Origin of the sequence: Streptosporangium vulgare, from assembly GCF_042428775.1 — a bacterium.
Taxonomy (GTDB): domain Bacteria; phylum Actinomycetota; class Actinomycetes; order Streptosporangiales; family Streptosporangiaceae; genus Streptosporangium; species Streptosporangium vulgare.
Genome location: NZ_JBHMBS010000012.1, coordinates 144,631 through 162,872 on the forward strand (window position 1 = coordinate 144,631; position 18,242 = coordinate 162,872).

14 protein-coding genes are annotated in these 18,242 nt (G+C 72.5%); 11 read left to right on the forward strand and 3 right to left on the reverse strand.

What is annotated here, in order from left to right:
- The first annotated feature begins 3 nt into the window (after nucleotides 1–3).
- Both ACFFRH_RS24970 and ACFFRH_RS24975 read left to right on the forward strand, forming a co-directional pair.
- A complete protein-coding gene (locus tag ACFFRH_RS24970; protein WP_386160104.1) occupies nucleotides 4–4,212 on the forward strand; it encodes a TIGR02680 family protein in 4,209 nt (1,402 codons plus the stop codon).
- Complete coding sequence (locus ACFFRH_RS24975) at nucleotides 4,209–5,540, forward strand: TIGR02679 family protein (RefSeq protein WP_344745066.1); 1,332 nt, start codon at nucleotides 4,209–4,211, stop codon at nucleotides 5,538–5,540. Before ACFFRH_RS24970 ends, ACFFRH_RS24975 begins: the two co-directional genes overlap by 4 nt.
- 26 nt (nucleotides 5,541–5,566) lie before the next feature.
- Here ACFFRH_RS24975 and ACFFRH_RS24980 read toward each other — a convergent pair whose 3' ends face one another.
- The gene (locus ACFFRH_RS24980; protein ID WP_344745065.1) at nucleotides 5,567–5,695 is read right to left on the reverse strand and encodes a hypothetical protein; all 129 of its coding nucleotides are present in this window, start codon (nucleotides 5,693–5,695) and stop codon (nucleotides 5,567–5,569) included.
- Between the two features lie 331 nt (nucleotides 5,696–6,026).
- Between ACFFRH_RS24980 and ACFFRH_RS24985 the strand changes: the two genes are divergently transcribed.
- Complete coding sequence (locus ACFFRH_RS24985) at nucleotides 6,027–7,193, forward strand: PrsW family intramembrane metalloprotease (protein WP_344745064.1); 1,167 nt, start codon at nucleotides 6,027–6,029, stop codon at nucleotides 7,191–7,193.
- 241 nt (nucleotides 7,194–7,434) lie between these two features.
- Here ACFFRH_RS24985 and ACFFRH_RS24990 read toward each other — a convergent pair whose 3' ends face one another.
- A complete protein-coding gene (locus ACFFRH_RS24990; RefSeq protein ID WP_344745063.1) occupies nucleotides 7,435–7,626 on the reverse strand; it encodes a glycine zipper domain-containing protein in 192 nt (63 codons plus the stop codon).
- A 166-nt stretch (nucleotides 7,627–7,792) separates the two neighbouring features.
- On the opposite strand from ACFFRH_RS24990, the gene ACFFRH_RS24995 reads away from it, so the two are divergent.
- The 5 genes from ACFFRH_RS24995 to ACFFRH_RS25015 all read left to right on the forward strand — a co-directional run bounded on the left by ACFFRH_RS24995 (nucleotide 7,793) and on the right by ACFFRH_RS25015 (nucleotide 15,023).
- Nucleotides 7,793–8,512 (forward strand): TetR/AcrR family transcriptional regulator, encoded by a 720-nt coding sequence (locus ACFFRH_RS24995; RefSeq protein WP_344745062.1) that lies wholly within the window; start codon nucleotides 7,793–7,795, stop codon nucleotides 8,510–8,512.
- Nucleotides 8,509–10,107 (forward strand): acyl-CoA carboxylase subunit beta, encoded by a 1,599-nt coding sequence (locus tag ACFFRH_RS25000; RefSeq protein ID WP_344745060.1) that lies wholly within the window; start codon nucleotides 8,509–8,511, stop codon nucleotides 10,105–10,107. Before ACFFRH_RS24995 ends, ACFFRH_RS25000 begins: the two co-directional genes overlap by 4 nt.
- Nucleotides 10,108–10,109: 2 nt before the next feature.
- A complete protein-coding gene (locus ACFFRH_RS25005; RefSeq protein WP_344745059.1) occupies nucleotides 10,110–12,221 on the forward strand; it encodes an acetyl/propionyl/methylcrotonyl-CoA carboxylase subunit alpha in 2,112 nt (703 codons plus the stop codon).
- A gap of 143 nt (nucleotides 12,222–12,364) precedes the next feature.
- Nucleotides 12,365–13,177 carry an enoyl-CoA hydratase-related protein gene (locus tag ACFFRH_RS25010; protein ID WP_386159909.1) on the forward strand — a complete coding sequence of 271 codons (813 nt, stop codon included), beginning with the start codon at nucleotides 12,365–12,367 and terminating at the stop codon, nucleotides 13,175–13,177.
- 103 nt (nucleotides 13,178–13,280) lie between these two features.
- On the forward strand, nucleotides 13,281–15,023 hold the full coding sequence (locus ACFFRH_RS25015) for an acyclic terpene utilization AtuA family protein (protein ID WP_344745057.1): 1,743 nt from the start codon (nucleotides 13,281–13,283) through the stop codon (nucleotides 15,021–15,023).
- 162 nt (nucleotides 15,024–15,185) lie between these two features.
- Here the strand turns inward: ACFFRH_RS25015 and ACFFRH_RS25020 are convergent, their stop codons facing one another.
- The gene (locus tag ACFFRH_RS25020; protein ID WP_344745056.1) at nucleotides 15,186–15,722 is read right to left on the reverse strand and encodes a TetR/AcrR family transcriptional regulator; all 537 of its coding nucleotides are present in this window, start codon (nucleotides 15,720–15,722) and stop codon (nucleotides 15,186–15,188) included.
- 109 nt (nucleotides 15,723–15,831) lie between these two features.
- On the opposite strand from ACFFRH_RS25020, the gene ACFFRH_RS25025 reads away from it, so the two are divergent.
- From ACFFRH_RS25025 to ACFFRH_RS25035, 3 genes are all read left to right on the forward strand, one after another.
- Nucleotides 15,832–16,746 carry a TIGR03620 family F420-dependent LLM class oxidoreductase gene (locus ACFFRH_RS25025; RefSeq protein WP_386159912.1) on the forward strand — a complete coding sequence of 305 codons (915 nt, stop codon included), beginning with the start codon at nucleotides 15,832–15,834 and terminating at the stop codon, nucleotides 16,744–16,746.
- A gap of 114 nt (nucleotides 16,747–16,860) precedes the next feature.
- A complete protein-coding gene (locus tag ACFFRH_RS25030) occupies nucleotides 16,861–17,886 on the forward strand; it encodes a phosphotransferase family protein (protein ID WP_344745053.1) in 1,026 nt (341 codons plus the stop codon).
- Between the two features lie 34 nt (nucleotides 17,887–17,920).
- Nucleotides 17,921–18,229: a hypothetical protein gene (locus tag ACFFRH_RS25035; protein WP_386159914.1), complete on the forward strand. Its 309-nt coding sequence runs from the start codon at nucleotides 17,921–17,923 to the stop codon at nucleotides 18,227–18,229.
- The last annotated feature ends 13 nt before the right edge of the window (nucleotides 18,230–18,242 follow it).

The following is an 18,242-nucleotide window of genomic DNA, read 5'->3' on the forward strand; positions in this document are numbered from 1 at the left end:
ACCATGGATCGTACGAGTCCGATCTCCGTGATCGACAGGTCCACAGGCCTTGAGCAGACCCCGCCACAACACCATCCGCATCGGTGGCGCCTGCATCGGGCAGGCATGATCAACGTCTGGCACTACTACGAGACCGAATTCGCCTTCTCGGGTGGACGTCTGGTGCTGCGAGGCACCAACGGTTCGGGGAAGTCCAGGGCTCTGGAAATGCTCCTGCCCTTCCTCCTCGACGGTGACCGCCGCAGGATGGACGCGACCGGATCCGGCCGCGTGCGCCTCGAGGACCTGATGCGCGCCGGTGGGCAGGAGCAGCCCAACCGGCTTGGCTACCTCTGGCTGGAACTCATCCGCCACGGAGACGGCGGGGAAACCTCGGACGGGACGACAGAGCCGGAGTACATCACGCTGGGGGCACTTGTCCGGTTCGCGAGATCCACCGGTGAGGCGAAAGCGTGGTACTTCACCACACCATGTCGAGTCGGACACAACCTGATCCTGCTCGGCGACGACCGGGCCCCGCTGTCGCGTGAGGGGCTGGCCGAGGCGATAGGCGCGGACCGCATCGCCGACTCACCGGATGTCCATCGTGAGCGCGTCCGCGCCACGGTCTTCGGGCTGACGGGCGATTCCGGCAAGGAGCGTTTCGCCGGTCTGCTCCAGTTGCTGCGGACACTTCGGGCCCCGGATGTCGGTAATCGGATCGATGAGGGCAGGCTGCCGCAGATCCTGGCCGACGCGTTGCCGCCGCCCAGTGAGGCCGCACTGTCACGAGCGGGCGAGCAACTCGACGGTCTCTCCGAGACGCGCGCCGCTCAGCAGAGACTGGAGGCGGCGTACCGGGTGGTCTCCGGATTCCTCGACATCTATCGACGGTACGCCGTGGGTGTCCTGAGCGAGACCGCCGACGCCGCCCAGGCAGCCGCCACCGCCGTCCGGAAGGTCGAACGGCGTGCTGGAAAGCTGCACGACGAGCATGTGCTTTTGGCCGAGCAGCACATGCAGGCCGAGGCCAAGACGGCGGAGCTGGCGACTGACGAGGAGGAGTTGCGCAGGAGCGCCGAGGGCATCCGCGCCTCGAAGGCGTACGGCACCGTCCGTGATCTCGACGAGCGGGAGCGCAAGGTCCAGGCGCTCGGGAGTACCGCCGAGTTGGCGATCCGGATGGCGACCGCCGCCCGGATCGACGAGGCGGGCAAGGTGGCGGGAGCCGACGAGCGGGCCCGCGAGGCCGTCGAGGCGGCCCGCATCGCCGCGGAGGCCATCGAGGAGACGCGGGATCCGTTGCTGGGCGCCGGTGTACGCGCCACCATGCCCGGTGTCGCCTGCGTCATGACCGACGGCGAAGCGGGTGCCATGGAAATGGTCAGGCTCGGTCTACACACCGAACCCGAGCCGCTCACCCGCCCGGTCCCGGCGCGCCTGGAGACGACCCCCTCGGACCTGGGCGGCGCTGTCGACCAGGTGAACAAGATCTCCCAAACGGCGACACAACGTGGTAAGCACGCGGGCACGCGCCTGGAGCAGGCGCGCCGTCTCGACAAACAGGCACGCGATGTGGAATCGGCCGACAGGAAAGCCTCCGAGGCCGAACAGCGGCTGACCGACGCCGTGACGGAGGCGGAGGGGGAGGAAAGGGCCAGAGACGCCGCCGCGCTCGCTCTCGCGCGTGACTGGACGGCTTGGATAACCGGTGAGCGGACCCGGACGTTGCTGAGCGGCGTCGATTGGGCGGCGACCGCTCTCCGGCCGGTGCTCGACGACACCGGCGCGCTCGTCGGCGACGACACGATGGATCTGCTCACCGCGCTCGACCACGTGGTGAGGCCGGCCGCCGACGCGGTTCACGACCGGCTCTCCCGCGCTCTCGCCATGCTCGACTCCGAGGACCGGGCGGACAGGGAACGACGGCAGGTGCTGGAGGACGAGCGGAAAGGGCTGCTCGCCGCGCGCGATCCGGATCCGCCCCTGCCGCACTGGACGCGCAAGGTGGGCGGCGACGAGGTGCCGTTGTGGCGTGCCGTCGACTTCGCCGCCCACCTGGACGAGGGGCAACGCGCGGGTCTTGAGTGCGCCCTGCTCGCCTCGGGACTGCTGACGGCCACGATCACGGGCAGCGGCCTCGCGGCCCCGGACGGCCGGCTCCTGCTGCGCGCAACCGGCCCCCTCGCCGCGAATCCGCTGAGCGACGCGCTGGTCGTCGAGACCGCGTCCGCGCTTCCGGCGGAACTGGTGCGCGACGTGCTCGACCGCGTCGCGCTGGGCGATCAGGACCACCCCACCTGGGTGGACACCGAGGGTGCCTGGGGCAACGGTCCCCTCACCGGTCGCCACCGGACGGCGACGGCCCGGCATATCGGCGCGGCCGCCAGAGCCGCCGCCCGGGCCGCCCGGCTCACCGAGATCGACATCTCGCTCGCCGCCCTGGCCGGTGCCGCCGAGAACCGGGCCCTTCGGCGGCAGGAGCTGCACGACGAACGCGACGCGCTCGACTCTCACCTGCGCACCGCGCCGACAAGCGAGTCGGTCCGGTCGGCCCACACGCTGACGGCCGCCGCGAGGCAGCGGGTGAAAAAAATCGAGCCGATGTGCCACGAAGCGCGTAAGGTCGCCGTCGACCTCCGCCGGGAGTGGACCGCCGCCCTCGCCGCGCACCGGGCGGCATGTGCTGAATTCGACCTGCCGACCGCCGTTGACGAGCTCTCCGCGGTGCGGGATGGGCTACGGGAGGCCGTACGCCTGTGCAGGACAGCCGGGCAGCGACTGGCGGAGCTGCGGCATCGTGTCGACGTGCATGCGAACGCCGTGGCCGGAGCACGGACATCTCGGCGACCACGGCGCGATGCCGAAGTAACCGCCACCGAGAAGTGGGACACGTGGCACGGGGAGGCCGCGGAGCTGGCCGCGATCAGAGAGAACGTGGGTGCCACGGCCGAGCAGGCACGAGCCGACCTGATCTCCGCTGAGAAAGGGCTGGCGGCGTGCCGTCGTGAACTGGAATCCACCCGCAAGCGCGCCGCCGAGCTTGCCGGGCAGAAGGGCAGGGCTGAGGCCCAGGCGCAGGTGGCCCGGGAGGACGCCCAACGGGAGCGTGCCCGGCTCACCGAGGCGGCGGAGAGGCTTCTCGCCCGGCTGACGCTTCCCGGAGTGGCGGCGGCCGCGACCGGGCAACCTCATTTCCACGTCCCGTTGACGCACATCGATCCTCCCAACGTCGAAGCGGCCGTCGGGGCCGTGATGACCGCACTGGACAGGCGCGGCCAGGTCGCCGACGAGAACGCGCTGATCCGTGCCCAGCAGACGGTGGAACGCGAACTCGCCGGCGGCTTCGACGTCATCCCCACGGTGCGGGACGGCGTCCGGCTGACGGCGATCGCCGACGCGGCCGGCCAGCGTTCTCTGCCGGAGGCCGCCGCCGATCTCCATCACCAGTGCGAAGCGGGGCGGTCAGCGCTGAGTGACCGCGAACGACGCGTCTTCACCGAGTTCATCCTCGGCGGCGTCGCCGAGGAACTCCGGCAGCGACTCAAGCAGGCCAAGGAGTTGATCCAGGCCATGAACGTGAGCCTGGCCGGCATCAGCACCAGCCACGGCATCGGGGTCAGGCTGCGCTGGAACCTCTCCGAGGCCGCGGGCCCCACCGTCGCCAGGATCCGCGCACTCGTCGCCACGGCCGGGGACGTACGCTCCCCCGAGCAGGAGGACGAGCTGACCGAGCTGCTCAACGCCCGTGTCAGCGAGGAGTTCGCCACGGATCCGACCGCGGGGTACGCGACCCACCTGAAGTCGGCGCTGGACTACCGGTCGTGGCACGAGATGGAGGTCGTCATCACCGGCCCCGCGCAGGGACAGGAGCGGAAGATCAGCCGGCGGGCCAAACTGAGCCAGGGGGAGATCCGGTTCGTGTCGTACGTGACGTTGTTCGCCGCGGCCGACGCCTACCTGTCCGGCCTGCCGGACACAGCCCGCGCGCTCCGGCTCATCCTGCTCGACGACGCCTTCGCCAAGGTCGACAACCGCACGATCGGTGAGCTGATGGGCCTGCTCGTCCGGCTCGATCTGGACTTCGCGATGACCGGCCACGCGCTGTGGGGCTTCTACCCGCAGGTTCCCTCACTGGACTGCTACGAGATCCGGCGCGGGGAGGGCACCGCCGCGGTGACCACCCACATCCATTGGGACGGCCACAATCGTCATCTGCGACCCGCTCGGTGAGCCCGCCCGCCGAGCCTCGGCTGCCGGAACGCACCCGGCGCTACCTCGCCGACGCCTGCCTCGCTCCCCTGTGGACGGCCGTACGCGGCAAGCTGGAGCGCGGCAGGCTCGCCGTGGCGGGAACGGTCACCGTGACGCTCGACGAGAACGGCGCCGACCGGCTGTCCGGCCTGCTCGGCAAGCCCGTTGCCGCAGGCCGGATCCGCGTCCCCCTCACCGCGCTCGATGAGGCCCTCCGGTCCTCTGCGGCGGCCGCGGGCCTGGTCACGGTCGTCGCGCAGATCACCGGGGACGGCCTTGTGGATCGAGCCGCGATCAAAGAGAGGGCACACGCCTCATGGGCCGACGTATGGGCACAACTGGACGTCGCGCTGGCGGCTGCCGGAGCCGTGCGGACACATTGGGCCCCGGCGTTCGTCGAAGGCATACGTCGCTCGGGACTGCTGACCCGGGCCGGTATCGACACCGCCGCCGTGGCGGTCGCCCAATTCGCAGCCGTGCTCGCCGAACTCTCGGCATCGGGTGGCTTTGGCGGCCCCATCACGCGAGACCTCGGCTGGGAGATCGCGGAGCTGGCCGGCCGCTGCCTCGGCGACGCGCACGGCCTCGACGACGGCAGGCTCCCCGGTTCGCTCGTGTTGCGTGCGGCCGCCGCCGCGTTCGGCGTCGCCCTACCGGAGACGGCCGAGGAACGGCGTGACCTGTGGGCGCGCCTAGGAGTCGCGACCGACCTGGTGTCGGGCACCGCGCTCGTCTGGTCCCTACGGCCACCGGGGAGCGATCCCTGGTCGGCGATGATGCGGGAACGCGCCGACATGGGGCTGGTCACGCACCTGACACTGCACGAACTCCGCGGCGCGGCGGCGGACGCGCGGCTCGCCGCCCCCGGCACGCAGGTGTTCGCGTGCGAGAATCCACAGGTCCTGCAGGCGGCGGCGAGGGCGCGCGTGGCCGTCCCCATGGTCTGCCCGGCGGGTAATCCGTCCGTCGCGGGCTGGGTGGCGTTGCGGCGGCTCGTGGACGCGGGTGTGACCGTTCGCTATCACGGCGACTTCGACTGGCCCGGGGTCGCGATCGCGGCCCGCATGTTCGCGGCCGGTCTGAAGCCGTGGCGGATGAGCGCCGACGACTACCGGAATGCCGTGGCCACCCTCCCGCCGGACGCGAGGCTCGCCCTGACCGGCTCGCCGAACCCGACACCGTGGGACCCGGTCCTTGAGGACGCGATGCGCCGCCGAAACTTCGCCGTCCATGAGGAGATGCTGCTGCCGACCTTGCTCACCGATCTGCGCGCATACGAGGCGGCTCCATCGGCCCTCCCATCGTGAGCGGCGGTTCCGGTGCGGGGATGACATCACGGCCGGTCACGGTACGGCTCGTGATCGCCCGGTGGACACGACGGGTTGCACAGCACGTCCACCCAGACATCAGTGACGGGCGCGGTGATCCGCTCGACGACGTCGACCGGGATCGCGTCGTCCACGAGGTCTGCCCATTGGCGAATGGGCGTCGTTTCACACCCGCTCGTCCCCGCCCGTCCGTCCGTCACCACGCTGGGGCACGTGAGGACCAGGGCGGGGAGGGCGGACGGTGGCACGATCGCCACGAGGTGGCCCACCCCGGGGTGAGGCCCGCCGACCGGGCCGGGCAGGCGGACGACGGCTTCCGCCGTACCCGGGACCCGGCGGCTCGGTCGCCGGGGTCCCCGCCGGACGGGGCCGGGCGGTCGTCTCACGGATTGCAAGTGGACGTTAACCGGTCCGGGAGACCGTGGTGCCTTCCATCCGGAAGCGACCACGAGGAGACCGACACCGATGGACACACACGAAGCGGCCGTCTCCCCCGCGCAGGGGGGCCGGCCTCGGGTTCCGCCACCCCGGCCGGGCAAGGGGCTGATCGCCGCTCTCGCGGTCTCCGGGATCTGCGTCCTGATCGCCATGGGCATCGTCCTGGCGAACGGGAGCCCCACCGGCTTCGGCGTCTCGTTCGCCCTGGGGCTGGCACCGCTGCCGATCCTGCTCGCCGCCGTGCTCGCGCTCGACCGACTGGAGCCCGAACCCCGGCTGAACCTGCTCTTCGCGTTCGCCTGGGGCGCCGGCATCGCGGTGGTCCTCGGCGTCCTCCTTGAGCTGGGCGGCACGATGGTGCTGGTGCGGGCCTTCGGCGTGGGCGAGCGGGCGGCGGAGACCGCGACCCTGGTGGCGGTGGCCCCCGTGGTCGAGGAGGCACTCAAGGGCGCCGCGCTCCTGTGGCTGATCTGGCGGTGCAGGCGTGAGATCGACGGCCCGACCGATGGCATCATCTACGCCTCCATGGTCGGCCTGGGGTTCGCGGCCGTGGAGAACATGATCTACTACTCCGCAGCGTTCACCGAGACGGGCACGGAGGGAGCGGTGGGCCTCTTCGTGCTGCGGGGGCTGGTCTCGCCGCTCGGGCATCCCCTCTTCACCTCGATGATCGGGCTCGGTGTCGCCTACGCGGTCACCACGCGCCGCAGGGGCGGGTTCCTCGCCGTCCCGCTGGGCTATCTCGGCGCCGTGCTCCTGCACGGTGTGTGGAACGGGACCTCGGCGCTGGAGTCGCTGCCCGCCCTCGGGGCCGCCTATCTTCTGGAACTCGCCGTCATCTGCGCGCTCGTCGTCGTCACCGTACGGGAGCGGCGGCGGCTGGTGGCCCTGATGGGCGTGCACCTGCCCGCCTATCTGGGGACCGGCCTGGTCACGCCGTACGACATCGGCATGCTCGGCTCGCTGAGCACCCGCAGGCAGGCCCGCCGGTGGGCCAGGGGGATCGGGGCGGGCCGCGCGATGTCCGACTACCAGCAGGCCGCGACCGAGCTGGTCATGCTGCACCAGCGCGCCGAGCGCGACGGCACCGGCCCCGGGGAGCTCGCCGCCGAGCGCGACGCCCTGCTGGCGGCCATGGCGCGGGCACGGGAGGGCTTCGTGCCGCGTTCCCCGTCACAGCCCCAGCCCGCGTAGGGCGGCGTACGCGCTCTCCGCCACGGCGCCGGACCCCGCGGTCCTCTCCGCTACACGCTCTCTCCGGTACGCGACGAACCGTCCACGCTCTTTCCGGTGCGCGACGAACCGTCCATGCTCTCTCCGGCACACTCCGGCCGTCCACGCTCCCCCGGTACGCCGACCGTACGCGCTCTTCCGGTACGCGCCCGACATCGCGCGAGCGGACCGGCGCGCGATGTCGGGCGCGGACCGGGGGCGTTCAGCTCTCGCTCTTCTTCCGGCCGGTCGTGAAGGCCACTCCCAGGCCGACGCCGATGGCGATCCCGATAGCGGTGCCCATGGCCAGGTCACCGAGCGCGACTCCCAGCGCGGCGCCGATGGCGACACCGACGGCGACGCCGAGGGAGAGTCCGGTGGCGGCCTTCGACGCGTCGTCCGACTTCTCGTTCATCTCCTGCCGCTTCCCCCGATCTTGCGGAACATGCGCTCGTCCGGGGCGGCGTCTTGGTGTGCCGGCCTTCCTCGGAACCGGCCCCGGTCGCCACGAGGTCACCGGACCGCGGGCGGGGTGAGCGCCTCCCTGGCGGGGGCGCCGGTTGTCGGCTACCGTACTTGACGTGATCGTCAAGTCTGAGACCCTCGGCAGCCGGGGACGGCGCACCCGGGCGGCACTCGTCCAGGCCGGGCGGGAGGCGTTCGAGGAGCGGGGCTACGACGCCGTGCGCGTCGACGACGTCTGCGCCCGCGCCGGGGTCTCGCACGGCACCTTCTACACCTACTTCGGCTCGCGCGAGGAGCTGTTCCGCGAGGTGGCGGCGACCGTGGTGGGCGAGATGTTCACCGCCAGCGTGGTCGGGCCCGCCGCCCCCGGCGACCCGTACGCCCGCATCGAGGCCGCCAACCTGCTCTACCTGCGCGCGTGGGCCGCCAACTCCCGGCTGGTACGGATGCTGGAGCAGGTCGCGGCCACCGACGAGAGCTTCCGCGGCCTCCTGCTGGAGCTGCGCGAGGTCTTCGTACGGCGGGGCGCGGAGGGGTTGCGGCGCCTGCAGGAGCAGGGGCTGGCCGACCCGTCTCTGGACCCCCGGCTCACCGCCGTGATGCTGGGCGGGATGGTCGAGCACTTCGCCCACGTCTGGCTGGACCTCGGCGAGCACGCCGACGAGCGGACCGCCGTCGCGACGCTCTCCACGCTCTGGGCCAGGGCCATCGGCCTGACACCGGCTCCGTCCCGGGATCCGCTACCGGCACCGGCACGAACACCGGAACAGGCACAGGCGCAGAAGAACCGGATCGTCGATGTGACGTCCGTGTCAACCAAGGGAGCGGGTGCATGAGCCGCCTGGACACCTCAGGTGACGACTACCTGGCGCGGCGCGAGGCGATGCTCGCCAAGCTGGCCGAGCTCGACGCCGAGCAGGCCAAGGCGGTGGCGGGCGGCGGCGGGAAGTACGTCGACCGGCACCGCGCGCGGGGCAAGCTCCTGGCCAGGGAGCGGATCGAGCTGCTCGTCGATCCCGACTCGGCGTTCCTGGAGCTCTCGCCGCTGGCGGCCTGGGGCAGCGACTTCCCCGTCGGGGCGAGCGTGGTGACCGGGATCGGGGTGGTCGAGGGCGTCGAGTGCGTGCTCGTCGCCAACGACCCGACCGTGCGGGGCGGCTCGTCCAACCCGTGGACGATGCGCAAGACGCTCAGGGCGGCCGACATCGCGTTCGAGAACCGGCTGCCGCTGATCAACCTGGTGGAGTCGGGCGGGGCGGACCTGCCGACCCAGAAGGAGATCTTCATCCCCGGCGGCCGGATCTTCCGCGACCTGACCCGCCTGTCGGCGGCCGGGATCCCCACGATCGCCCTCGTCTTCGGCAACTCCACGGCCGGTGGGGCGTACGTGCCGGGGATGAGCGACCACGTGGTCATGGTCAAGGAGCGGGCGAAGGTCTTCCTCGGCGGGCCGCCGCTGGTCAAGATGGCCACCGGGGAGGAGGCGGACGACGAGTCGCTGGGCGGCGCCGAGATGCACGCCCGCGTCAGCGGCCTCGCCGACTACCTCGCCGCCGACGAGCACGACGCGCTGCGGATCGGGCGGCGGATCGTGAAGGGGCTGAACCGGCGCGGGTCCGGCGTCTCCCCCGGCGTCGTGCGCGGCCCGCTGTACGACGAGGACGAGCTGCTGGGCATCGTGCCGGAGGACCTGAGGATCCCGTTCGACCCGCGCGAGGTGATCGCGCGGGTGGTGGACGGCAGCGAGTTCGACGAGTTCAAGCCGCTGTACGGCGGGAGCCTGGTGACCGGGTGGGCCCGCCTGCACGGCCATCCGATCGGGATCCTGGCCAACGCCAGGGGCGTGCTGTTCAGCGAGGAGGCGCAGAAGGCGGCGCAGTTCATCCAGCTCGCCAACCAGGTCCGCGTCCCGCTGGTCTTCCTGCAGAACACCACCGGCTACATGGTCGGCAAGGACTACGAGCAGGGCGGCATCATCAAGCACGGCGCCATGATGATCAACGCGGTGGCCAACTCGTCCGTCCCGCACATCACGATCGTGATGGGCGCCTCGTACGGGGCGGGCAACTACGGGATGTGCGGCAGGGCCTACGACCCGCGCTTCCTGTTCACCTGGCCCAGCGCCAAGTCCGCCGTGATGGGGCCCGCCCAGCTCGCCGGGGTGCTGTCCATCGTCGGCCGGGCCGCCGCCCAGGCGCGGGGCCAGGTCTACGACGAGGAGGGCGACGCGGCGATGCGCCAATTGGTCGAGGCGCAGATCGAGGCCGAGTCGCTGCCGTTCTTCCTCTCCGGCCGCCTCTACGACGACGGCGTGATCGACCCCCGCGACACCCGGACGGTCCTGGGCCTGTGCTTATCTGTCGTCGGCAACGCCGCCGTCGGCAACGCCCTCGTCCCGGAGCCCTCGGGCTTCGGCGTCTTCCGGATGTGACCATGCCTCTTTCACCGATCCGCCGCCTGCTCGTCGCCAACCGGGGGGAGATCGCCCGCCGCGTCTTCCGTACCTGCCGCGACCTGGGCATCGAGACCGTCGCGGTCTTCTCCGACGCCGACGCGGACGCGCCGCACGTGGCCGAGGCCGACCACGCCGTACGGCTGGACGGGGTGCGGCCCGCCGACACCTACCTGTCGGTGGAGAAGGTCATCGAGGCGGCCCGCGCGTCGGGAGCGGACGCGGTCCATCCCGGGTACGGCTTCCTGTCGGAGAACGCCGCCTTCGCGCGGGCCGTGCCGGAGGCCGGGCTGACCTGGGTCGGCCCTCCGGCCGAGGCCGTCGCCGCGATGGGCTCCAAGATCGAGGCGAAGGCGCTGATGGCCGAGGCCGGGGTCCCGGTGCTGCCGGGCTTCGTCGCGGGGCCCGGCTACTCGACGGACGACCTGGAAGGCGACCTCGACGCCGTGTTCACCCGGATGAGCGGGACGGCCTCCGGATGGGCCACCCCGTTGCTGGTGAAGGCGTCGGCCGGGGGCGGCGGGCGCGGGATGCGCGTCGTGCGGCTCACCGACGACCTGCCGGAGGCGGTCGAGTCGGCGCGGCGGGAGGCCGCGTCGGCGTTCGGGGACGGCACGGTGTTCGTCGAGCCCCTGCTGGAGGGCGCCCGGCACATCGAGGTGCAGATCCTCGCCGACGGGCACGGGACGGTGTGGGCGCTGGGCGAGCGGGAGTGCTCGATCCAGCGGCGGCACCAGAAGGTGGTCGAGGAGACCCCGTCCCCGGCGATCTCCCCCGCGATGCGGGCGCGGCTCCTCGACGCGGCGGTCACCGCCGCACGGGCCATCGGGTACGTCGGCGCCGGGACCGTCGAGTTCCTCGTCAGGGACGAGACGGTCGCCTTCCTGGAGATGAACACCCGCCTGCAGGTGGAGCACCCGGTGACCGAGTGCGTCCACGGCGTCGACCTCGTCGAGTGGCAGCTGCGGATCGCCGAGGGCGCCCGGCTCCCCGCGTCGCCGCCCGAGCCGTCCGGGCACGCCGTCGAGGTGCGCCTCTACGCCGAGGACCCGGCCCGCGACTGGCTTCCGCAGAGCGGTGTGCTGCACCGCTTCGAGGTTCCCGGGGTGGACTCGCGCTTCGCGCCCGCGCCCGGGGGGCGCCACGGCCTGCGGCTGGACTCCGGCGTCGAGGACGGCTCGGAGATCGGCGTCCACTACGACCCGATGCTCGCCAAGGTCGTCTCGTACGGCGCGAGCCGTCCCGACGCCGTGCGCAGGCTGGCCGCCGCGCTCGCGGGCGCGCGGATCCACGGTCTCGTCACCAACCGGGACCTGCTGGTCGAGGTCCTGCGCCACCCGGCGTTCCTCGCCGGGGACACCCACACCGGCTTCCTTGAGGAGCACGGGCTCACCGGGTCCGGTTTCCCTGAGGAGCACGAGCTCGCCGGGGCCGGGCGGGACTCCCACTCCGGTTTCCCGGAGGAACGCGGGCTCGCCGGGTCCCCGGCCGCTCGCCCAGGACGGCCGGGGCTCGTGCGCCTGTCCGCCCTCGCCGCCGCGCTCGCGGGGGCGGCGGCGAACCGGGCGGCGGCGACCGTGCAGGCGGGACTGCCGAGCGGGTGGCGCAACGTGGTGTCGCAGCCGCAGCGCGCCGCTTTCGCGGAGGCCGAGATCTCCTACCGGATCACCAGGGACGGCCTGCGGGCGGAGGGGTTTCCCGATACGGTCCTGGTCGACGCGACGCCCTCGCTCGTGGTGCTGGAGACCTCGGGCGTACGGCACCGGTTCGCGGTCGCCCGCTACGACGGCGTGACGCACGTGGACTCCCCCCTCGGTTCCGTACGGCTCACCCCGCTGGCCCGCCTGCCGGAACCGGTGGAACACGTGCGGCCGGGCTCCCTGGTGGCGCCCATGCCCGGTACGGTGCTGCGGGTCGACGTCAAGGCCGGCGAGACCGTCGGGGCGGGGCAGGTGGTCGTGGTGCTCGAAGCCATGAAGATGGAGCACCGGATCGCCGCGCCCGCGCCCGGCACGGTGGCGGCGGTGAACGTGACGCCGGGCCGCCAGGTCGAGGCGGGGGCGGTGCTGGCCGTGATCGAGGAGCAGGCGTGACCCTCTCCCAGGGTTCTCCGGGCTCCGCGAGCTCCGCGGGCCCACGGGCCCACAAGCCCACGGGCTCCGCGAGTTCCGCGATGGGCGCGGGCTCCGTGGAGTCCCGGGAGCCGGGAGTGGGTCTCGACGACGAAAGGAACACGATGAAGAGCGACGGGGGCTGGCCGGTGGAACGCCTGGTGCGCAGGGAGGTGTCCGGCGGGGTGGCGACGATCACCCTCGACTCCCCCCGCAACCGCAACGCGCTGTCGGTGCGGCTGCTGGGCGACCTGGAGGACCGGCTCAACTGGGCGCTGGCCGAGGAGAGCGTCCGGGTGATCGTGCTCACCGGGACCGGGCCGGTGTTCTGCGCGGGCGCCGACCTTAAGGAGCAGCGGGTCGCGCCGGGCGACGCGCACGAGGCGCCGGTGACCGCGTCGTTCCCGGAGATCATGAGCCTGATCTGGGAGAGCCCGAAGCCGGTCGTCTGCAGGCTGAACGGCACCGCGCGGGCCGGGGGGCTCGGCCTGGTGGCGGCCTGCGACTTCGCGATCGCCCCGGACTCGGCGTCGTTCGCGTTCAGCGAGGTGCGGCTCGGCGTGGTGCCCGCGATGATCTCGGTGACCGTGCTGCGGCGGCTCGACCCGCGCGCCGCCGCCGAGTACCTGCTCACCGGGGAGACGTTCGACGCCGCCCGCGCCCAGGAGATCGGGCTGCTCACCCGCGCCGTGCCCGAGGAGGAGCTGGACGCGACGGTCGCCCACTACACCGGCATGCTGCTGCGCGGCGGCCCCGAGGCGCTCGCCCTCACCAAGCAGCTGGTGCGGACCGTGCCCGAGCTGAGCGTCGAGGAGGGTATGCGCCAGATGGCCGAGCTGTCCGCGCGGCGCTTCACCTCCGCCGAGGGGCAGGAGGGGATCGCCGCCTTCATGGAGAAGCGGCCCGCGTCGTGGATCCCCGCACCGGAGGCGAGCTGATGCCGTACGGCGCGCCGGAACCGCGCGACCGAACCGCGCCGCGCGGACCGGGGTTCGCGGCGCCCGGCGGCGCGACCGGCACGTCCCGGCCCGAGGAGAGCTGATGCTGCGCGTCGCGAACTGCTCCGGTTTCTACGGTGACCGGTTGTCGGCCGCCAGGGAGATGGTGGAGGGCGGCCCGATCGACGTGCTCACCGGCGACTGGCTCGCCGAGCTGACCATGCTGATCCTGGCCGGGAACCGGCTGAAGGGCCGCCCCGGCTACGCGCCGACCTTCCTGAGGCAGCTGGAGGAGGTCCTCGGGACGTGCCTGGAACGCGGCATCAAGATCGTCTCCAATGCGGGCGGCCTGGATCCCGCCGGGTGCGCCGGGGCGGTGACCGAGCTGGCGGCGCGCCTCGGGTTGCCGGTGCGGGTCGCCCACGTCACCGGCGACGACCTGACCGGCCACGACCTGGGCGGCGCCCCCAACGCGGACACCGGTGAGCCGCTGCCCGCCCCCGCCCTGACGGTCAACGCCTACCTGGGGGGCCGCCCGATCGCCGCCGCCCTGTCGGCCGGGGCGGACGTGGTGGTGACCGGCCGCGTCACGGACGCCGCCCTGGTCACGGGGCCGGGAATCTGGCGGTACGGGTGGGGGCCGGACGACCTCGACGCGCTGGCCGGTTCGGTGGTCGCCGGGCACGTCATCGAGTGCGGCTGCCAGGCGACCGGCGGCAACTACGCGTTCTTCGGCGAGGTGCCCGACCTGGCGCGCTGCGGGTTCCCTCTGGTGGAGCTGGAGGCCGACGGCTCCAGCGTGGTCACCAAGCACCCGGGCACCGGGGGGCTGGTCTCGGTGGGCACGGTCACCGCGCAGCTGCTGTACGAGATCGGGTCGCCCCGTTACCTCGGGCCGGACGTGGTCGCGCGCTTCGACACGATCCGGCTGGAGCAGGAGGGCCCTGACCGGGTCCGCGTCTCGGGGGTGCGCGGCGAGGCGCCTCCGGACACGCTCAAGGTCGCCGTCAACTACCTGGCGGGCTACCGCAACACGATGACGCTCGTCCTGACCGGCCTGGACATCGAGGCGAAGGCCCGGCTCGCCGAGGAGGCCATCTGGTCCCGGGTGCCGAAGGAGTCGTTCGACGAGGTCCACGTGGAGCTCACCCCGCTCGCCGGGACCGCCCTGCTGCGCGTCACCGTGATGGACGCCGACCGGCGGAGGGCGGGACGCGCCTTCTCCTCGGCCGTGGTCGAGACCGGCCTCGCGAGCTATCCCGGCTTCTACGGCCTCACCCCTCCCGGTGACGCCTCGCCGTACGGGGTCTACTGGCCCACGCTCGTCCCGGCCGAGACGGTACGGGCCCGCGTCTGGCTCGACGGCCGCGAGCTCCCCGCCGCACCCGACACGAGTGACGTACCCCGCGCGTCCGGACTCCCGGAGGTGACGAGCACGCGGGGCACGAACGGCGGCGAGCGCGAGGGCGAGGGTGCCCGGCGCGATGGCCGTGGCGAGGACCATGACGAGGACGAGACCGTACGGGTCGCGCTGGGCGCGATCGTGGGCGCCCGCTCGGGGGACAAGGGCGGCAACGCCAACCTGGGGGTCTGGGTCGGTGGCGCGGAGCGGTTCGAGTGGCTGGAGGGTTACCTGACGGTCGAGCGCCTGGCGGAGCTGCTGCCGTTCACCGCGGGCCTGGAGGTCGAGCGCTTCGAGCTGCCCAACCTGCTCGCCCTCAACTTCGTCGTGCACGGCCTCCTCGGCCGGGGCGTGGCCGCGAGTCCCCGTCTCGACGCCCAGGCCAAGGCCCTCGGGGAGGAACTCCGCGCCGGGCTCGCCGACATCCCGCGACGCCTCCTCTGACCTGCCCGTACGACGGCCCGCTCACACGACGGCCGCCCGTACGAGGCCCCCCGTCCTCCTCGTCCGGGCGTGAGGCACCCGAGGGCACCCGGAGAAACCCGGGGAACCCGTCCGGGTGTGAGGAGACGATCCCGTCCCCCGCCGAGGCGAGGGAGGGCGGTCCTACCCGCGCAGCCCCGCCAGGGTCACCGAGAGCAGGTGTTCGGCTCGGCCGAGGCCGCCGGGCAGTTCGCTCGCGGCCAGCGCGACGCCGGTGACGAGCTGGAAGAAGTCCTCGACGTCGATGTCCGGACGTGTCCGGCCCTCCCCCTGTGCCCGCGCCAGCAGACCGGTCGCCGCCGAGCGCATCGCCGCGTGGCAGTCGAAGCCGAGCTCCGCCTCGCCGAGCGTCATCGAGGTGGACAGGCCGCCGTCGGTGAGGGCGTGGGCGAGCACGTCCCGCGACCAGAGGGCCAGCGCCTCGTCCGGTGAGGTGTGGGCGAGCAGATCCTCCGCCTTCGCGCACAGTGTCTCGACCCGGTCCTGGAACACGGCCGCCAGGAGCGCCTGGCGCGTGGGGAAGTGGCGGTAGAGCGTCCCCGGCCCCACCCCGGCCCGGCGCGCGATCTCGTTGAGGGACGCCTCGGGCCCCTGTTCGGCGATCACGGCCTTGGCGGTCGCCAGCAGGTGTTCACGGTTACGACGCGCGTCGACCCGCATCGGTACCCCCAGGTTTCCACGCCGGTTTGCAAACGGAGAACTTCTCCGTATTATACGGTCATATTATCCGGAGACCCTCTCCGGATAATCTCCGGAGAGGGACATCCGAATGAACGACGACACCTCCGACCTCGGACGGGTCGGGCTCTGGACCTTCGCCTTCGACGACCAGCCCGCGCAGCGGGTCCGCGAGGCCGCGGCGGAGATCGAGGAGCTCGGTTACGGCGCCCTGTGGTTCGGCGAGGGGTTCGGCCGCGACAGCGTGAGCCAGGCCTGGCTGCTGCTCTCCGCCACCCGGCGGCTGGTGGTGGGGGCGGGCATCGCCAACATCGCCCTGCGCGACCCCATCACCATGGCGGCGGCCGAGCGCGCGCTCAACGAGGCGCACCCCGGCCGTTACCTCCTCGGCCTCGGCGGGCACCGGGTGTCCGACACGCCCGTCCAGATGGACGGCTACAGCATTCCCAGCCGCGGCCGGGCCGTGCGCACGATGGGCGCCTACCTCGACGCGATGGACGCCATCCCGCTGGGCTCCCCCGCGCCGGCGGCGCCCCCGCGGCGCGTCCTCGCCGCGCTCGGGCCGCGGATGCTGGCCCTGGCCGCCGAGCGGACCCTCGGCGCGCACCCCTACTTCGTGCCCGTGGAGCACACCCACCGGGCGAGGCAGACCATGGGTCCCGGCGCCTTCCTCGCGGTCGAGCAGGCCGTCGTGCTGGACACCGACCTCACGAGGGCCCGCGAGGTCGCCAGAGGACACCTGGGCCCCTACATCGGCCTGGCCGCCCACCAGATCGCGAACCTGCGCAGGCTGGGCTTCGGCGACGACGACCTGACGGACGGCGGGAGCGACCGCCTGGTCGACGCGATCGTCGCCTACGGAGACGCCGACGTCATCGCCGAGCGCGTCCGGGCCCACCTGGACGCGGGCGCGGACCACGTGTGCCTGCAGGTCCTGACCGCCACCCCCGCGACGCTCCCCATGCGCGAATGGCGCGAACTGTCCGCCCTGGCCACGGCCGGCTGACGGCGGCCGGCCGAGCGCGGGTGACGCTTCCGCCGGGGCGGGACACTATTGACCGTCGCGGCCGGGAATCGTAGATTCACCCCACCCAGAACATCATTCGGTCAAGGAGGGCGCATGACGTCCACGCACATCGACGTCACCGCGATCGACTTCGACGTGCTCGGTGCGTGGATGGACGCGCGGGGGCTGCCGGGAGGGGCGTTCGAGCGGGTCGCGCCGGTGACGGGCGGCACGCAGAACGTCATGGTGCGCTTCGAGCGGGGCGGGGCGTCGTACGTGCTGCGCAGGCCGCCGCTGCACCCGCGCGCCAGGAGCAACGAGGTGCTCCGCCGGGAGGCGAGGGTGCTCACGGTCCTGCGTGACACGCCGGTGGCGGCGCCGCGCCTGGTCGCGGCCTGCACCGACGAGAGCGTCATGGGCGCGGTCTTCTACCTGATGGAGCCGGTCCTGGGGTTCAACGCCACCGTCGAGCTGCCCGAGCCGCACGCGGGCGATCCCGCGATCCGGCACCGGATGGGACTGGAGGCGGCCTCGGCTCTGGCCGACCTCGGGCGGGTGGACCACGGCGCGCTCGACGGGTTCGGCCGTCCCGAGGGATTCCTGGAGCGGCAGGTGCCCCGCTGGATGGGCGAGCTGGACGGCTACGGAGCCCTGAGGGGGTATCCGGGGCCCGACATCCCGGGGCTGGCGGAGACCGCGGGCTGGCTGGAGCGCAACCGGCCGAAGGAGTTCACCCCGGGGATCATGCACGGCGACTACCACCTGGCCAACCTCATGTTCGCCTGCGACGGGCCCAGGGTGGCCGCGATCGTCGACTGGGAGATGTGCACGGTGGGAGACCCGCTGCTGGACCTGGGGTGGCTGCTGGCGACCTGGCCGGCCCCCGGCGGCGTGGGGGTGATCTCCGGCGGGGTCACCGGGCTGGCCACGGCGGCCGAGCTCGTCGACTGCTACGCGGCCCTGTCCGACCGGGACCTGTCGGCCGTCGACTGGTACGCGGTGATGGCCTGCTTCAAGCTCGGCATCGTCCTGGAGGGCACGCACGCCCGCGCCTGCGCGGGCAAGGCCCCCAAGGAGATCGGGGACCTGCTCCACGCCACCACGCTGAACCTGTTCGCCCGCGCCCAGACGTTCATGTGACATGCGATGAAATAGGCGAAATATGCGTTAGCCGGTGATTGAAACCTTCATGCAACCTTCCGCATTCCAGGATTGCTCGCAATTGCTTTGCGAACGCGGTTCGGGGAAGGATTCAGTCATGCGCCTCCGGTTTCTTGGCTCCACCTCCGAGGCGGGGGCCTGTCCCTCCCTCTACGAGACCGACCGCGGGACCATCGTGGTCCAGGGGCTCCGGGTGACCGACGCGGCGGCGCTCGCCGATCTGCGCCACGTCCTGGACGGCGAGACCGCCGTCGAGGTACCGCGTGAGCTTCTCGCGGACATCGCGCGCCGAGTACTTTCTGTAAATATTGGTCACGATTAGGAGTGCTCTCTGG